Below are 15,558 nucleotides of genomic sequence, written 5' to 3' on the forward strand. Positions count from 1 at the left end.
CCGCCTGATCAAGATGGTGCTGCTCCTCCAGGCGCGCCGTGAGATGACCGCCGCCGAGCTGGCCGAGGAGCTGGAGGTGTCCGAACGGACCGTCTCCCGCGACGTCCTGGCCCTCTCCGAGGCGGGCGTCCCGGTCTACGCGGACCGGGGGCGTACGGGCGGATACCGGCTCGTCGGCGGCTACCGCACCCGGCTCACCGGGATGGGCAGGAGCGAGGCCGAGGCGCTGTTCCTCTCCGGGGTGCCCGGCGCGCTGCGCGACATGGGGCTGGACGACGTGGCGTCGGCGGCCCGGCTGAAGGTGTCGGCGGCGCTGGACCCCACCCTGCGGGACGTGCAGGACAGCACGGCGCAGCGCTTCCACCTGGACGCGCCGGGGTGGTGGAACGAGCCGAAGACGCCGCCGCTGCTGCCAGCGCTCGCGGACGCCGTCTGGTCGGACCGCCGGGTGGCCGTGCGCTACCGCCGCAAGGACGGCGACGGGGAGCGGGAGGTCGAGCGCGAGCTGGAGCCGTACGGGCTCGTGCTCAAGGCGGGCGTCTGGTATCTCGCCGCGCGCGCGGACGGCTCGTGGCGGGTGTACCGCGTGGACCGGTTCACCGAGGTGACCCCCGGTGCCGAACGGTACGCGCGCGACCCGGAGTTCGGCCTCGCGGAGTTCTGGGCGGAGAGCTCGGCGGAGTTCGCCCAGGGGATCCTGCGGGCCGAGGCCACGCTGCGCCTGACGGAGACGGCCGTACGACGGCTGCCGCACGTCACGGACCGTACGTCGGGCGGGGGGGGGGGCGCGGGGGCCCCCCCCCCCGCCCCGGCGGGGGGGGGGGGGGGCGGGGGGGGGCCCCCCCCCGCCCGACGAGGACGGGCGGGTCGTGGTGACGCTCCGGGTGGAGAACGACGATGTGGCCTTCAGCCAGCTCTTCCAGCTCGGCCCCGAGTGCGAGGTGCTCGCACCCGCGTCGCTGCGCGAGCTGTTCGCCGACGCCGCCCGCCGTACGGCCGCGCTGTACGAGTAGCCGTGCCGCCCGGACCTGGCCTACCCGGGCCGGACCTGCCGGTTCGGGCCTACCGGTAGCCCGTCACATCCGCCGGCTTGCCCTCGTGCACGACCTCGATGAGGTACCGCCAGCAGTCCGGCGCCGAGCCGTCCACGTCCGTGAAGCCGTACTCCTGGGCCAGGCCGCCGCTGGAGAGCGAACGGCCGTTCCAGCGCGCGACGTCCGGGTCGCCCGCCAGCGCGGCCAGCGCCCGCCCGACGAAGGCGGGTGACTCCGAGATCGCGAAGTGCGGGTCCTTGGCGCAGCCGTCGCGCCAGCGCTCCTCGTCCACCTCGAAATGCGTGTCGAGCATCGCCTCCGAGCGCAGCCAGCCCGGGGTGAGGCAGACGGCGGTCGCGCCGTGCTCCTCCAGTTCCTGCGCGAGGTTACGGGCCATCCGGAGCGGCGCCGCCTTCGCGAGGTCGTAGTAGAAGGGCTGACGGTAGTTCGGGCCGTTGTACTCCTCGGTGCCGTCCGTCACCTCGACGACGAGGCCGCCCCGGTTCCGGATCAGCAGCGGCAGCGCGTACCGGCTGGTGATCAGGTGGGACTCGACGCCGAGGCGCAGGACCCGCAGCCCCTTCTCCAGGTCGTGCTCCCACAGCTTTTTGTCCCACTCGACGAACTGGTCGCCGCCCCAGGCGTTGTTCACCAGGATGTCCAGGCGCCCCTGCTCCTTCTCGATGCGCGTGACCAGCGCCTCGACCTGCTCCGGTTCGAGATGGTCGGTGCGTACGGCGATCCCGGTGCCGCCCGCCGCCGTCACCAGCTCGCCGGTCTCCTCGATCGTCTCGGTCGTCCGGCCGATCTCGCTCACGCTGTCCCGCGTGGTGCGGCCCGTGACGTAGACCGTGGCCCCGGCCCGTCCCAGCTCGACCGCCATCGCGCGCCCCGAGGCCCGGGTCGCCCCCGCGACCAGCGCGATCCTGCCCGCCAGCGAGCCTGTGCGCGGTTCTTCTACGGCCATGTGTGGGTCCTCTCCTGTCGTTCCACCGGCTTCACCCGTGACGGTGTCAGCGAATCGCGACAACCTCTGTCGGGATTGCCGGATAACGACACAGCCGCATCTGGCGCACTCCGCGTGCGTGGCAGGGCCACAGGCCCGATGCTGAGGGCGTGATGGACGAGATGGAGTTCTGGGAGCTGATCGATTCCACCCGCGAGGCCGCCGAGGGCGACCCCGAGGAGCAGACGGACCTGCTCGTGGAGCGGCTGACCCAGCTCGATCCGGACGCCGTGACGTTCTTCGCCCGGCACTTCGAGGCCCGCTACCACCGCGCGTACCAGTGGGACCTGTGGGCCGCCTCCTGGATCCTGCTCGACGGCGCGAGCGACGACGCGTTCGACGCGTTCCGCTGCTGGCTGATCGGCCAGGGCCGGGAGATCTTCGAGGGCGCCGCGCACGACGCGGACGCGCTCGCCGACCTGCTGCCCGCCTTCGACGAGGAGCTGGACGGCGACGCCGAGGACCTCGGCTACGCCGCCGACGAGGCGTACGAGCAGCTCACCGGCACCGTCCTCCCCGACCTCGGCCTCCCCGAGGCCCCGGCGGACCCGGAGGGCGTACCGCTGGACATGGAGGACAGCGAGGCCCTGGCGGAGCGGCTGCCCAAGCTCTGGCAGCGCTTCGGCACCCGGCGGTGACGCCTCAGGACCGGGGCCTGGCCTCGTCCAGATAGCGGGCGCAGCGCCCGAGCAGCTCGACCAGCGTCGCGCGCTCCTCCTCCGTGAACTCCGCCGACAGCCCCCGCTCGACGCGTACGGCCCGCTCGTCGGCGTCGGCCAGCGCCTTCCTGCCGCTCTCGGTGAGCCGCGTCTCCAGGACGTTCCGGTGCCACTCGTGCGGGGTGCGCTCGATGAGGCCGCGCTCCTGGAGGTTCTTCAGCAGCGTGTTCATCGTCGGCGGCGTGACCTGACAGGCCCTGGCGAGCGCCGCCGCGGGCATCCCGGGGTGCTCGGCGAGCTGGAGCAGCGCGGCGTACTGCGGCACGGAGAGCCCGGCGGGCTTGAGCACGGCGTGCTTGGTGGCGTTCAGGGCCGTGGCCGCGCCCTTGATGTGGGAGCCCAGGCGTTCCGGTACGGGCATCGAGGTCATGCGCGCATCGTATCGACCACATCGAGAGAAGCACCTTGACGAGTATTAGAACTCTAACTAGCGTCATGACCCACATCTCCGTTAAGGAACACTCAAGGAAAAGAGAACGAATCCCATGGTCCCTGCCGTGCTCCGCACCCTCGCCGCCGCGACCGCCGCCGTCGCGGCGCTCACCACGGCCACTCCCGCGAGCGCCACGACCCCCACGGTCACCACCGCCTACGAGCTCCCGGGCGACCGCGTCTACCCCGAGGGCATCGCCGCCGACCCGCGCTCGGACGACGTCTACGCCGCGTCGTGGCAGGACGGCACCGTCTACCGCATGGCGCCGGGCCACCGCGTCGCCGAGCGCTTCCTGCCCGCGGGCGCCGACGGGCGGCACACCGCCAACGGCCTCAAGGTCGACCGCGCGGGGCGGCTCTGGGTCACCGACAGCACCACCGGCGTCGCCGTCTACGACACGCGCACCCGCCGCCTGCTCGCCCGCTTCGACGTCCCCGAGCCGGACCGCGCCACGTTCGTGAACGACGTGGCGCTCACCCCCGACGGCACCGCCTACCTCACCGACAGCACGCGCGCGGTCGTCTACCGCGTCACACCCGCCCAACTGGCCCACGCCCGGACCCACGGCGGACGCGGCACGCTCACGCCCCGGTACGACCTCGGGGGCGAGGCCACCGCGCTCAACGGCATAGCCGCCGCCCCCTCGGGGCGATACCTCCTGACCGTAGACATGGAGAGCGGCGCGCTCTTCCGACTGGACGCCGCCTCGGACACGGCCCGCCCCGTCACCCTGCGCGGCGGCGACCTGCGCCAGGGCGACGGGCTGGAGCTGCGGGGCCGCACGCTGTGGGCCGTCCACAACCGCGCCCACGCGCTCAGCCGCTGGCACCTCGGCGACGACGGCCGAACGGCGCGCCAGGAGCGCCGGATCACCGACCGGCGCCTCGCGCTCCCGACGACGCTGGTCCGGGAGCGGGGCGAACTCCTGGTCGTACGCTCGCAGTTCGACAAGGGAGGCCCGATGGGACCCGGCACCCCCGAGACTCCCTTCTCCGTCGCCGCCGTCAAGGGCCTGTGACACCAGGGGTTCGGGGCAGGATGGGGCCATGCGTATCGCAGTCACCGGCTCGACCGGACTCATCGGCTCCGCGCTCACCCGCTCCCTGCGCGCCGAGGGACACGAGGTCGTACGGCTCGTACGGCGTCCCGCCGCGGCGGCGGACGAGGTCGAATGGGCCCCCAAACGCCAGTACGTGGACACGGCTGGCCTCGCGGGCTGCGAGGCCGTGGTCCACCTGGCGGGCGCGGGCGTCGGCGACCGCCGCTGGACGGAGAGCTACAAGCGGGAGATCCGCGACAGCCGCGTCCTCGGCACGACCGGCCTCGCGAAGGCCCTCGCCGGGCTGGACGAACCGCCGCGCACATTCCTCGTCGGCACGGCCGTCGGCTACTACGGCGACACGGGCGACAACGCCGTCGACGAGTCGGCCCCGCCCGGCACCGGCTTCCTCGCGGACGTCTGCCAGGAGTGGGAGGCCGCGGCGGCCCCGGCGCAGGAGGCGGGCATCCGTACGGTGTTCGGCCGTACGGGACTCGTCGTCTCCCGCAAGGGCGGCGCGTGGGGCCGCCTCTTCCCCCTCTTCAAGCTCGGCCTCGGGGGGCGGATGGGGAACGGACGCCAGTACTGGAGCGCCATCGCGCTCCACGACCACATCGCCGCGCTCCGCTTCCTCCTGGAGGAGAGCGAACTGTCCGGGCCGGTCAACCTGACGGGCCCGGAGCCGGTCACCAACCGCGAGGCGACCGCGGCAATGGGCCGCGTCCTCCACCGCCCTACGGTCTTCACGGCGCCGTCACCCCTGCTGAAGGTCGCGCTCGGCGACTTCGCGACCGATGTCCTGGGCAGTCAACGGGTGCTGCCTCGCCGTTTGCTGGACGCCAACTTCACGTTCGCGTTCCCCACGATCGACGACGCGATCAGCGCAGCCTTGCGCTAGCTTCGCCGCCGTTGCTGAACAGGGGCTGCCCCTTGCCGTACGTCGCAGTCCGCGGCTGCGTGGCTGGCTGGCCGCGCAGTTCCCCGCGCCCCTGGGGCCTAAGGGGCGCGGGGAACTGCGCGACCGGCCACGACGCGCCGGCGGACTGCGACGCACCGGGCGGGGCACCCCGTGCGCAGCCCGGCGAAGCGGATGCCGGCACGGCTCGGTACGGCGGCGTCGGCGCGTGCGCCGATGCGCGGGCCATGACGACTGTCGGCCATCACGCCACTGCGTAGAGTCGTCGTCAACGAGGGTATGTCTCGCTCCGGTTGGGGCATCAGGAACGCATCGGCAAGGCCCGAGGCACCGCCAAGGCACCGGCAAGGCTCTCGCAAGGCACCCGCACCGCGCGTCGACGACGGGGAGGCACCGTGCTGATCAGCAGCGCACGCGCAGGCACCGGCCGTACGGAAGGCGCGGGGGGCGGTGAGGTCGCCGAGACCGTCGATGTCGTGATCGTGGGCGCCGGACTCGCGGGCCTCGCGGCGGCCCACCGGCTGACCAGGGCCGGGCTGAGCGTCACGGTGCTGGAGGCCACCGACCGTATCGGCGGCAGGATGGCGACGGAGCGCGTGGACGGCTTCCGGCTGGACCGCGCGCCGGGCCTGCTCAGCCTCGGCCCCGACGCGGAGGAGTTCGAGCAACTCCCCGCGCTGCGCCCCCTCGCGCTGCGCCCGTTCGCGCCCGGCGCCCTGCTGCACGCGGACGGCCGTACGCTGCGGGTCGGCGATGTCCGGCGGTACGGACCGCAGGACCAGGGACCCTCCGCCCGTACGCGTACGGGACGTCCACCCCGCACGGGCAGGGCGGGGCGCGCGGCGAGCCGCATCCGCGCCGACCGGCGCACGAGGGGCACACGGGGCGCACTCACGGCGGCGCGCGCGCTGACGGGGGCGCGCAGCCGGGCCGACATGTCCGACGCCCTCGACCTGGCACGGCTGCGCACCGCGCTCACCCGGCTCGCCGAGCAGTCCCCCGAGGGCCTGCTGGCACGGCCCGAACTCCCCGCCGCCAAGGCCCTGTCGGCGCGCGGCCTCCCCGCCCGTACCGTCGACTCGCTGATCCAGCCGCTGCTGACGGCGCTGCTCTCCGACCCCCAGCTCGTCACCTCCAGCCGCGTCGCCGACCTGACGCTGCACGGCTTCGCGCGCGGCGGGCTCTGCCTGCCCGCCGGGGGCCAGTCGGCGGTGCCGGAGCTGTTGGCGGCCGCGCTGCCGCCGGGCGCTGTACGGACGCAGGCCCGCGCCGTCCAGGTCAGCACGCACGCGGTTACGACGGAGGAGCGCGGGACGTTCCCGTGCCGCGCGGTGCTCGTCGCGACGGGCGCCCGCTCGGCCGCCGAGCTGCTGCCGGGGCTGCGCGTGCCGGACTTCCACCCCGTGACCGTGCTGCACCACGCGGCGGACGGGCCGCTGCCGCACGGCCCGTCGTTCGTGGTGGACGCGGACGGCGCGGCGCGCGGGCCGCTCAGCCACACCTGGGTGACCTCGGCCGTCGACCCCTCGCGCGCGATGCCGGGGCACACGCTGGTGACGTCGGTCGTGCTGGGCCCGGCGACGGCCGAGCCCGCGCGGCTGCTGGACGAGGCCGCCCGGCCGCAGCTCGGCGCGCTCTACGGCCTCCGGACCGAGGGCTGGGACCTGCTCGCCGCGTACCACGATCCGCACGCCGTCCCCGCGATGCCCGCACCGCACGACCCGCAGCGTCCCGTACGGATGCTCGCCGGGCTCTACGTCTGCGGGGACCACCGCGACACGAGTACGGCGCACGGCGCGCTCACCTCCTCCGAGCGCGCGGCGGAGGAGATCCTGCGGGACTTCGGTCGCCCCCCGCTCGTGGGCGACACCCCGGTCGGCGCGGCGGCCTGAACGGCCGCCGGAACCCCGTCCACCACAGGGCTCCCAGAATCGAACAGACTTCCCGAACTCCCCGATGACCAGCGGGTTTTGTCAGTGGTGGCGGGTATTATCGAAGTAGTTCGTGAGAGGATCACCGACGCTCTGGAGGAGGCTGTCGATGACCGCTGTGAGCACGCTTCAGCGCCCGCTGCCCAAGATGTCGACCCTGCCGGTCCTGCCGAAGAAGCCGCTCCCCGCGGGCCGCCCCCGGGAGTGGTACGAGACTCATAACCGCCAGCTCAAGGCCATGCGCATCGCCATAGCCCTGCTCGACACGGGGATCTACACCCCGGAGCAGGCGCACAACCGCGCCATCCGTGCGACGGCGGCCCGCATCGGCGTGCACCCGCCGTCCCTGACGACTTGCCGCCTCGTCCGCGCGCTGCTCCCGTAACGTCCCGTCGGCCTCGGTCCGCAGGTGTGCGGACTGAGGCCGCCGTCGTAAATCCGCTAGCACCAGCCCCATGGAGGGGTTACGGTCCTGTCCGGCCAGCTCGGCACCGGCACGGTGGGCACGGAGGGACCAGCATGACGTCGTCGACAGAGGGCAAGCGCGGAGACGGCCCGGCCCTCCTCGCGGCGGGCGTCACCGTCGTGCTGTGGGCCTCCGCCTTCGTCTCCATCCGCAGCGCCGGGGAGCACTACGGCCCCGGCGCGCTGGCGCTCGGCAGACTCCTGTCGGGCGCCCTCGTGCTGTGTGCCGCGCTGCTGATCCGCCGCGAGGGCCTGCCGCCGCGCGGCGCCTGGCGCGGCATCGCGATCTCCGGCGTCCTGTGGTTCGGCGGCTACATGGTCGCGCTGAACTGGGGCGAGCGCATGGTCGACGCGGGCACCGCCTCCATGGTCGTCAACGTCGGCCCCATCCTCATGGCCGTCTTCGGCGGCTGGCTCCTCAAGGAGGGCTTCCCGCCGAAGCTGCTCGCCGGGATGGGCGTCTCGTTCCTCGGCGCGGTCGTGGTCGGCCTCTCGACCTCGGGCGGCGAGGGTGCCTCTCTGCCCGGCGTCCTGCTGTGCCTGGTGGCCGCCGTGACGTACGCCGTCGGCGTCCTCAGCCAGAAGCCCGCACTGGCGTACGCCTCGCCGCTCCAGGCCACGGCGTTCGGCTGCCTCATCGGCGCGGTGGCCTGCCTGCCGTTCAGCGGCCAGCTCGTCTCCCAGATCGGCGAGGCCCCGCTCTCCAGCACCCTCAACATGGTCTACCTCGGCGTCTTCCCCACCGCCCTCGCCTTCAGCACCTGGGCCTTCGCCCTGTCCCGCACGACAGCGGGCCGCATGGGCGCCACCACGTACGTCGTCCCCGCCCTGGTCGTCCTCATGTCCTGGCTCGCCCTCGGCGAGGTCCCCGCACCCCTGACCCTGGCGGGCGGCGCGCTGTGCCTGGTGGGAGTGGCCGTGTCCCGGCTTCGGGGGCGAGCCTCAGCCGCCCGCGGTCCGGGGGCGGGGGTGGAGGGTGACGGCACCCTCGGGGAAGGCGTCGAGGCCGATGACCTCGGGCGCACGGCTGACGGTCACCTGAAGCCCCTCGATACGGCTCAGCGGGCTGATGTCGACTGATTCCGGGCAGTTGATGAAGAGGGCTTCGAGGCGCGGGAAGAGATCGGGGACCCGGTCCAACTGCGGGGGCGCGCCGAGGGCGAGTTGTAGATAGGTGACGCCAGGAACAGGGACGGCACGCTCAAAATCGCAACTGCCGAGGCAGAGTTCACCGAGTGTGGGCAGTGAAGAGATCTCTTGCCATTCCGCCTCATCGGGCAACGAGTTGATCACCAATCTCTCCAGTTGCCGGAAACGGGAGACACCGGCCAGCCGTGTGCCGATCCAACCGCCGAGGGCCAATGAGGTAAGCCCCTCCGGTGCAGGCAACTCCGCCATGCTCTCCCAGGGCAAGCACGTGTACAGCGCAAGGTCGGTGAGCCCGGGCAAGGAATCCAGCGCGTCGAAGGAGAACTCATTGGGCAGTTGCATGAGGCTCAGACTGGGCAGCGGGAGTCCCGCGAGGTCTTCGATGTGTGCGAGCTGCTCTCCCTCGGAGACGGCCAGCTCATGCAGAGCGGTGAGTTCGCGGACGAATTTCAGGTCCGTGAGCAGCTGCCCGGAGTAGATCCGCAGCTTGCGGGTGTGCTCGGGAGACAGATGCTCGACGATCTCATCGCCCGTAAAGGCACCCCAATAGGTGATGTTGCTGACAGGCTTCAGGATTCGCAGGGCGCCCCGCTGCTCGTTATCCTGGATCTCCAGGATGAAAGACCCCCGGTCCCAAAAGGGCAAGAGGACCTCCCGGGCATAGGTGTCGGCGTTGAACCCTGTCCAGCTGTGCGCCAATTCGTAGGGAATCCGGTCAGGGGGCAGGCCCTGCGTGAAGCGGCGAAGAAAAGCACAGGCGTGGTCACCGCCGAGGGCGGTCGCGGTCATGATGATGGCGCCCACCTCATCGCTCTTCAGGCGCTCGGGCCCCGGAAGCAGATCCAGAATTCCCGGCCCCAGCTCAGCCAAGGCGACGGCTTCCTCGTGGGAACGCGGCGGCATCAGCACCCGTGCCCGCTCCTCCACCAGTTCCCGGACCTCCGGCTCGACCTCCGTCGCATAGCGCAAGCTCGCGGCAGCCAGAAGATGCACTCTCATCCGGCACTCCGGCTCGGCGTCGCCCCGCGCGACGAGCCGCCGGAGAATGTCCGCGCTCTCCGCCGGACGGCCATGCGCGACGGCCATGCGAACGACGTCCTCCCACTGGTCGTCGTGGGCGTTGTTCACCAGCCAGGGAAAGTCGTGGGCCTCGATGGCGGCCTTCGCGCCCAGGTAGTCCTGGAAGGTGCGGTGGACGAAGTCGAGGGTTTCCATGGTCGGTTGGCGCAGGAGCCCGCTCCGGCCGACCAGGTGGGTGAGGATCTGTTCCGCGTCGCCCTGCTCGGCCACCGCCCGCATCGCGGGCAGCGCGTCGGCGAGGAGGGCGAGGGCTGTCGCGTGCTCCATCTCCGTCTGGCGGTTGCGGACGAGCCAGTAGGCCAGGCGCTGCAACAGCTGAACGCTCTGGTGCTCCGTGAGGCGCGTGCCCTCGGGGAAGCCGACGCTGCGTTCGAGGTCGCGGCGTACGAGGAGCATCGACAGCGCCGCCTCGTACAGCTCCATACGGCTGTGCGGCAGATGACCCCGGCGGTCGCGGTGCAGGGCGCAGATGAGGGCGCACATCAGCGGCGTACGGGAGAGCTGGGCCAGGTCGCGCTGGGCACGGGCCGTGACGCGGAGTGCCTCCTCCAGCTCGCTCAACTGGGCCTGTTCGGCCTCGTTCGCCGTGCACCGGCGTGCGGCGGCGTGCCAGCGGCCGACGAAGACCTCGATGTCGGCGGCGCTCATCGGCCGTACGGACAGTTCGGTGAAACGGGAGGCGGACAGCCAGCCCTCCGGGACGGCCGACGGGCGGGTGGTGACGACGAAGTGGGCGTCCGGGTAGGCCGCCAGGAGTCCCTCCAGCCACTCGCGGGTGGCGCCCCGGTCCTCCTGGGGCACCTCGTCGATGCCGTCGACGAGGACGAGCGCCGCGCCACCGGCCAGCATCCGGTCCGCCCAGCCCGGGGGCTGCGCGGCGGCGAGCGGCGCGCCGACCGCCGTCAGGAAGTCGCCGGGCCCGGGCAGCGGGCCGCGCCGCACCAGCGTCCGTAGCGGCAGCAGGAACGGGATCTTCCCCCGTCTGTCCGCCAGTTCCTCCGGCAGCGTGTCGCCCGCCGTGGCGACGGCCAGCCACTGCAGCAGTGTCGTCTTGCCGCACCCGGCGAGTCCGCGCAGCAGCACTCGCCGATGACCGGCGAGCGCGCCCTCGGCCCGCTTCACCACCACGGGAGGCCGTTCCGCTTCCTCTCTCCCCGTGGCCCAGCCCGTCTGCTGCTCCGCCGCCAGCTCCAGGCTCAGGTACGCGGCGTCCACCGGCCAGCGCGCGCGTTCCGGCCTGCTCAGGTCGAGCCCTACGACGGTGAGCTGGGAGTACCGCTCCGCCACGTACGCGAGGTAGCGGTCCTCGAACGTGGTCCTCCCCACCGCCGCCGCCCGGCGCAGGGCGAGCAGCGGCTCGGAGTCGGCGCGCAGGGCTTCCGCCAGGGCCACCACGGTCGCCTCCGAGGGCAGCGTACGGCCGTTGAGCACCTGGCTGATCGTCGTACGCCCCAGCCCCGTACGGTGCGCGAGCCCGGCCATCTGGAGGCGGCGCTCCGCCCGGAGCGTGCGCAGTCGCCGCGCGAGTTCCTCCTGTGGGCTCTCCCCCATGCCTTCCTGCTCCCTCCCCGGGCGACCGTCTTCGTTCAACTCTGTTCGGCCTGAACCCCGGTGAACACCGGAACGGCGAAATTCACCTCAGCCCATTCGCCGACGCCCTCCGGGAGAAGTCATGTCCCTCTCGTCCACCCACCTGATGCTCCTGGCCCTGCTCCTCGCGGTCGTCGTGCTCGCCGCCGCGCTGGTCGGCGTGGCGGCCGGGGTACTCGCCCGTATCGACGGGGCGAGCTACGCCGCGGCGGTGCTGCGCGGCGGTGCCGCGTTCGCGGGGAGCGTCGCGCTGAGCCTGGCGCTGCTGACCTTCGTCCTCAGCGCCTAGTCCGGGTCCGGCAGATCATGGTCGCCCCCCTCTCGGGGCTGGACAGGGGCTGCCCCGTGCGGTGCCTTGCAGACTGCGGCTGAGTCGTGGCTTGTCGCGCAGTTCCCCGCGCCCCTGACGGGGCGCTCCGAGGAGCGCCGCGTATCTCTAGGGGCGCGGGGAACTGCGCGCGCAACCACCCACAACCCGCAGCCTGCGAGGGACAGGCGGGGCAACCCCTGCCCAGCTCCGATCCGCCGGACACGGCCTAGTCGTCGATCGCCCCGTAAACCGTGGTCCAGAAGTCGCGGTGGAGGCGTGGGGTGTCCTGGGTGTCGATGGCCGTCTGGGACAGCAGGATCCCGGTGAGCTGTTCGGCCGGGTCGCCGTACGCGGTCGTGCCGAGCCCTCCGTCCCAGCCGAACTGGCCGACGGAGGCGAGGTCGCGGCGGTGGGTGCGGACGGCCATGCCGAAGCCGAAGCCGCCGTGGGCGCCGAAGTACTCGGGGAAGGTGTCCTTCTCCGCCTTCTGCCCGGGCGTGAGGTGGTCCGTCGTCATGAGTTCGACGGAGGCCCGGGAGAGGAGGCGTTCGCCGCCGTACGCGCCCTTGTCCAGGAGCATCCGGTAGAAGGCGGCGAAGTCGTCGACGGTCGAGACGAGGCCGGTGCCGCCGGACTCGAACGCCGGGGGGCGGCTGTAGAGCCCGCCGTCCGCCTCGTCCCAGACCACGAGCTCGCCCGTCTCCTGGTCGTGGGCGTAACTCGTGGGCAGCCGGTGGATCTTGTCGGCCGGGACGTGGAAGCCGGTGTCCCGCATCCCGAGCGGGCCGAAGACGCGCTCGGCGAGGAACGCGCCGAACGACTGGCCCGTGACCCGGGAGACGAGCACGCCGAGGATGTCGGACCCGGTGTTGTAGAGCCACCGCTCGCCGGGCTGGCAGAGCAGCGGCAGCGTGCCGAGCTTGCGCATCCACTCGTCGGGGCCGCAGGTCGGCACCTGGCCGAAGGCGCCGATCCCCGACTCCTCGATCAGCTCCTGCACCGGGTACGTCCCCGGCGCGGCGACCACCATCCCGAAGCCGTTGGTGAACGTCAGCAGGTCCCGTACGGTGACGGGCCGCGCGGCGGGGACGGTGTCCTCGACGGGGCCGTCGATGCTCTTGAGCACCCGGCGGTCGGCGAGTTCGGGCAGCCACGGGTCGACCGGGTCGTCGAGCCGCAGCCTGCACTCCTCGATGAGGATCATGACCGCCGCCGTCGTGACGGGCTTGGTCGCGGAGGCCATGCGGAAGAGGGTGTCGCGGCGCATCGGCGAGCCCGAGCCGCCCGCCTCGTGGGTGCCGAGCGCCTCGACGTGCGTCTCGACACCCGTCTCGCCTCGACGGCTGACGAGCGCGACGAGGCCGGGTATCGCCCCGGACTCGACGTGCCCGGCCAGCACCTCGCGCATCCTGCTCAGCCGCCAGGTCGTGGCCTTCGTCGTCGTGGCCTTCGTCTTCGACATGGTTCCTCCCCTGGGACGCGCACGTGCACCGTGCACGCCGCTGCGAACACTGTACTCACATGCGTACAGCGTTCGCAGCGAAAGGGGTCACGGAGGCCGCCGACGTACCCAGGCCCGCCGGACCGTCGAAGGGCCAGGCCGGGGAGTGGTGGCGGCGCAGGCTCGGCTCGTCGTAACGGCGGACCCCGCGGTGCCAGTTGAGGATGCCGCTCATCCAGTTCTCCAGCTCGGTCACATAGCCGCGCAGCGCCGTGCGCGCCTCCTCGTCCAGGCCGAAGTCGTCGTGCAGTACGGGGAGTTCGTGCGCGGCGACGTGCTGGAACTGGCGCAGCCGGGAGCGCATGAGGTCGCCGACGATCGCGACGCCCGTCGGGTAGTCGCAGTCGAAGAAGTCCTGGACGACGAGCACGGAGTTGTGGATCTCGCCCTCGTACTCGATCTCCTTCTGGTACGAGAACACGTCGTTGAGGAGACAGGCGTAGTCCGCGGCCGCGTTCTCCAGGGAGCGGACGGGGCCGCTCTCGTAGACCTCGTCGGGGACCGCCTGCCCGTGGCCGAGGCGGCACAGGCTCATCGTGAGGTCGGAGCCGAAGGTGAGGCGGCGCATCTCCAGGTAGTCGACGGGGTCGGGGATGCGGTTCTGCGCCTGGTTGTTCAGCTCCCACAGCCAGGAGTCGGCCATCACCTCGACGCTGCGGCGGAAGCGGCGGCGCGCGGCCTGCGTCATCGGGCCCGCGGTCCGCTGCCACAGGTCGGCGAGCGCCCGTTCGAAGGCGGTGGCCGGGGCCGCGCCGTACGTGCTTCCCGTCCCGTCGAGCGGCATGAAGAGCATCAGCCGCTCCGTGCACGCCTTGGCGCCCGCCAAGTCGCGCGTACGTCCGAAGCGGACCGGGTAGTAGTCGTCGCCCCAGGTGCCCCAGGCCAGCCACTGGGAGGCGAGGTCGAGCGCCTCGGCCGTACCGTCGGGGCGGATCCCGGCGGCGCACAGCGGCAGGTCGAAGTCGCGGAGCTTGCCCTCGTCCCAGAGCACGCCGCCGGGCAGGGGCACGTCGGGCTGCGGCTCCAGCAGGCCCGTCGCGTGCGCCCACGGCACGATCCGCTCGCGCGCGCCCGCCAGGTGCGGGTTGAGCCGGAGGGTGAACGGCATCGCGAGGTCGGGCAGCTGAGAGGGCCCGGTGCGCTGGTGCGGGACGTGCGTGAAGGAGCGGGCGCGCTGCGCGTGCGTACGGCGCAGGGAGCGGGTCACGTCGGCGGCGGAGGTGCCGAGTGCCGCGGCGGGACCAGGCGCACCGGAGGCTTCCGGGGTCGCGGCCCCACCCCCGGCCCCGCCCCCGTTCATGTACCGGCTGGAGCGCATGTGCCACTCGTGGCCGCCGGACTGCCAGTCCTGGAGGCCCTTCGTGTACGCCGCGATGTCCGCGCACTGCCGCGGCTCCAGGCCCCGTTCGGCGCAGAGCGCGGGGACCTCGGTGAGCGCGGTGTGCTCGAACTGGTGCATACGGGAGGTCAGCAGGTCGTTGACGGAGTCGGCGGCCTCCTGGGTGGAGCAGCCGAGGAAGGTCTCCAGGACCAGCACCCCGTTGCTCAACTCGCCCTCGTCGCCGACCTCGCGCTCGTACGAGAACAGGTCGTTGCGCAGGTGGACGGCGTCGGAGAACGTGTCGCGCAGCACCTCCATCGGGCGCGCGTCCGCGACGGCCGCGGGGACCTCGGCGTGCTCGGAGAACTCCACGAGCCCCGCCGACCAGGGCGCGCCGCCGACCTTGCGGCGCATCTCGATGTACTCGACGGGGTTCGCCACCCGGCCGATGTTGATGTTGGACAGCTCCCACAGCGACTCGTTGAGCAGGTTCTCCGTGCTGCGCGCGAAGCGGGCACGCCAGTCGCGGGACATCGCGGGCACGGTGCGGGCCCACAGATCCTTGAGCCCGGCCTCCACCGGGTTGACGGGCTCGGGGACCTCGGCGCCGCCCTCGGAGGGCAGGACGAGGGGCATGAAGGCGGGCAGCCGGTCGAGGTACGCCTTGCCGCCGGGGCGGTCCTGGGTCCGCTTGAACTCCTCCAGGAAATGGTCGTCGAAGAAGAAGACCCACACATACCAGTCGGTGATCAGGGCCAGGTCGGGGCCCGAGGCGTCGGGATGGGTGTAGGCACACAGCAGGGCGTAATCGTGCGCGTCGAGGTCCTGCTCCTCCCAGATCCCGGACCCCTCCACCATCCCCATGCCACGAGCCCACTCCTTCGAGTGGGCGCGGGCGTCCTGGAGATGGGGGTTGAGCCGGGCGGGGTATGAGACGTAGAAGTCGGGAAGCTCGAAGGGCTGTTGGGACATGGCCACAGCTCTACCCTGTGGCCCACGCCCTCAGCTCACTCGAACGAGTGCTCCTGCTGAGCCGTCATTGCAAGGTTTCGTCAAGGCCGGGG

12 protein-coding genes and 2 pseudogenes are annotated in these 15,558 nt (G+C 72.4%); 9 read left to right on the top strand and 5 right to left on the bottom strand.

Features of this window, described 5'->3' with window-relative positions:
- Positions 1 to 43 precede the first annotated feature (43 nt).
- Positions 44 to 691, top strand: a pseudogene (locus ACGF3A_RS20510) (helix-turn-helix transcriptional regulator); the annotation flags it as partial.
- Positions 692 to 899: 208 nt separating this feature from the next.
- Positions 900 to 1,013 carry a hypothetical protein gene (locus ACGF3A_RS20515; RefSeq protein ID WP_393731905.1) on the top strand — a complete coding sequence of 38 codons (114 nt, stop codon included), beginning with the start codon at positions 900 to 902 and terminating at the stop codon, positions 1,011 to 1,013.
- A gap of 49 nt (positions 1,014 to 1,062) precedes the next feature.
- On the opposite strand, the gene ACGF3A_RS20520 is transcribed toward ACGF3A_RS20515, so the two are convergent.
- A complete protein-coding gene (locus ACGF3A_RS20520; protein WP_393731636.1) occupies positions 1,063 to 2,001 on the bottom strand; it encodes an SDR family oxidoreductase in 939 nt (312 codons plus the stop codon).
- 152 nt (positions 2,002 to 2,153) lie between these two features.
- On the opposite strand from ACGF3A_RS20520, the gene ACGF3A_RS20525 reads away from it, so the two are divergent.
- Positions 2,154 to 2,678: a DUF4240 domain-containing protein gene (locus ACGF3A_RS20525; RefSeq protein ID WP_393731906.1), complete on the top strand. Its 525-nt coding sequence runs from the start codon at positions 2,154 to 2,156 to the stop codon at positions 2,676 to 2,678.
- Between the two features lie 4 nt (positions 2,679 to 2,682).
- Here the strand turns inward: ACGF3A_RS20525 and ACGF3A_RS20530 are convergent, their stop codons facing one another.
- Complete coding sequence (locus ACGF3A_RS20530; protein ID WP_393731637.1) at positions 2,683 to 3,129, bottom strand: MarR family winged helix-turn-helix transcriptional regulator; 447 nt, start codon at positions 3,127 to 3,129, stop codon at positions 2,683 to 2,685.
- Positions 3,130 to 3,244: 115 nt separating this feature from the next.
- Between ACGF3A_RS20530 and ACGF3A_RS20535 the strand changes: the two genes are divergently transcribed.
- The 5 genes from ACGF3A_RS20535 to ACGF3A_RS20555 all read left to right on the top strand — a co-directional run bounded on the left by ACGF3A_RS20535 (position 3,245) and on the right by ACGF3A_RS20555 (position 8,623).
- Complete coding sequence (locus ACGF3A_RS20535) at positions 3,245 to 4,210, top strand: SMP-30/gluconolactonase/LRE family protein (protein WP_393731638.1); 966 nt, start codon at positions 3,245 to 3,247, stop codon at positions 4,208 to 4,210.
- 28 nt (positions 4,211 to 4,238) lie between these two features.
- Entirely contained in the window at positions 4,239 to 5,129 is an 891-nt protein-coding gene (locus ACGF3A_RS20540) for a TIGR01777 family oxidoreductase (protein WP_393731639.1), read from the top strand.
- 416 nt (positions 5,130 to 5,545) lie between these two features.
- Positions 5,546 to 7,039: an FAD-dependent oxidoreductase gene (locus ACGF3A_RS20545; protein WP_393731907.1), complete on the top strand. Its 1,494-nt coding sequence runs from the start codon at positions 5,546 to 5,548 to the stop codon at positions 7,037 to 7,039.
- A gap of 148 nt (positions 7,040 to 7,187) precedes the next feature.
- A complete protein-coding gene (locus tag ACGF3A_RS20550; RefSeq protein WP_344531342.1) occupies positions 7,188 to 7,463 on the top strand; it encodes a hypothetical protein in 276 nt (91 codons plus the stop codon).
- Positions 7,464 to 7,597: 134 nt separating this feature from the next.
- Entirely contained in the window at positions 7,598 to 8,623 is a 1,026-nt protein-coding gene (locus tag ACGF3A_RS20555) for a DMT family transporter (RefSeq protein WP_393731640.1), read from the top strand.
- A gap of 1,761 nt (positions 8,624 to 10,384) precedes the next feature.
- Here ACGF3A_RS20555 and ACGF3A_RS20560 read toward each other — a convergent pair.
- Positions 10,385 to 11,323: pseudogene (locus ACGF3A_RS20560) on the bottom strand (NACHT domain-containing protein); the annotation flags it as partial.
- Positions 11,324 to 11,444: 121 nt separating this feature from the next.
- On the opposite strand from ACGF3A_RS20560, the gene ACGF3A_RS20565 reads away from it, so the two are divergent.
- On the top strand, positions 11,445 to 11,651 hold the full coding sequence (locus tag ACGF3A_RS20565) for a hypothetical protein (protein WP_393731641.1): 207 nt from the start codon (positions 11,445 to 11,447) through the stop codon (positions 11,649 to 11,651).
- 247 nt (positions 11,652 to 11,898) lie between these two features.
- Here the strand turns inward: ACGF3A_RS20565 and ACGF3A_RS20570 are convergent, their stop codons facing one another.
- Together ACGF3A_RS20570 and ACGF3A_RS20575 are read right to left on the bottom strand one after the other, a co-directional pair.
- Positions 11,899 to 13,134 carry a serine hydrolase domain-containing protein gene (locus ACGF3A_RS20570; protein WP_393731642.1) on the bottom strand — a complete coding sequence of 412 codons (1,236 nt, stop codon included), beginning with the start codon at positions 13,132 to 13,134 and terminating at the stop codon, positions 11,899 to 11,901.
- Positions 13,135 to 13,189: 55 nt separating this feature from the next.
- On the bottom strand, positions 13,190 to 15,466 hold the full coding sequence (locus ACGF3A_RS20575; RefSeq protein WP_393731643.1) for a germacradienol/geosmin synthase: 2,277 nt from the start codon (positions 15,464 to 15,466) through the stop codon (positions 13,190 to 13,192).
- Positions 15,467 to 15,558 lie beyond the last annotated feature (92 nt).

It is taken from the genome of Streptomyces sp. NPDC048172 (assembly GCF_043202595.1).
In the GTDB taxonomy this organism is placed as follows: Bacteria; Actinomycetota; Actinomycetes; order Streptomycetales; family Streptomycetaceae; genus Streptomyces.

Bases quoted from the DNA above. Each gene is read 5' to 3' on its own strand.
- ACGF3A_RS20555 (WP_393731640.1), top strand. From the start codon at position 7,598: ATGACGTCGTCGACAGAGGGCAAGCGCGGAGACGGCCCGGCCCTCCTC.
- ACGF3A_RS20575 (WP_393731643.1), bottom strand. From the start codon at position 15,466: ATGTCCCAACAGCCCTTCGAGCTTCCCGACTTCTACGTCTCATACCCC.
- ACGF3A_RS20540 (WP_393731639.1), top strand. From the start codon at position 4,239: ATGCGTATCGCAGTCACCGGCTCGACCGGACTCATCGGCTCCGCGCTC.
- ACGF3A_RS20530 (WP_393731637.1), bottom strand. From the start codon at position 3,129: ATGACCTCGATGCCCGTACCGGAACGCCTGGGCTCCCACATCAAGGGC.
- ACGF3A_RS20565 (WP_393731641.1), top strand. From the start codon at position 11,445: ATGTCCCTCTCGTCCACCCACCTGATGCTCCTGGCCCTGCTCCTCGCG.
- ACGF3A_RS20525 (WP_393731906.1), top strand. From the start codon at position 2,154: ATGGACGAGATGGAGTTCTGGGAGCTGATCGATTCCACCCGCGAGGCC.
- ACGF3A_RS20550 (WP_344531342.1), top strand. From the start codon at position 7,188: ATGACCGCTGTGAGCACGCTTCAGCGCCCGCTGCCCAAGATGTCGACC.
- ACGF3A_RS20570 (WP_393731642.1), bottom strand. From the start codon at position 13,134: ATGTCGAAGACGAAGGCCACGACGACGAAGGCCACGACCTGGCGGCTG.
- ACGF3A_RS20535 (WP_393731638.1), top strand. From the start codon at position 3,245: ATGGTCCCTGCCGTGCTCCGCACCCTCGCCGCCGCGACCGCCGCCGTC.
- ACGF3A_RS20520 (WP_393731636.1), bottom strand. From the start codon at position 2,001: ATGGCCGTAGAAGAACCGCGCACAGGCTCGCTGGCGGGCAGGATCGCG.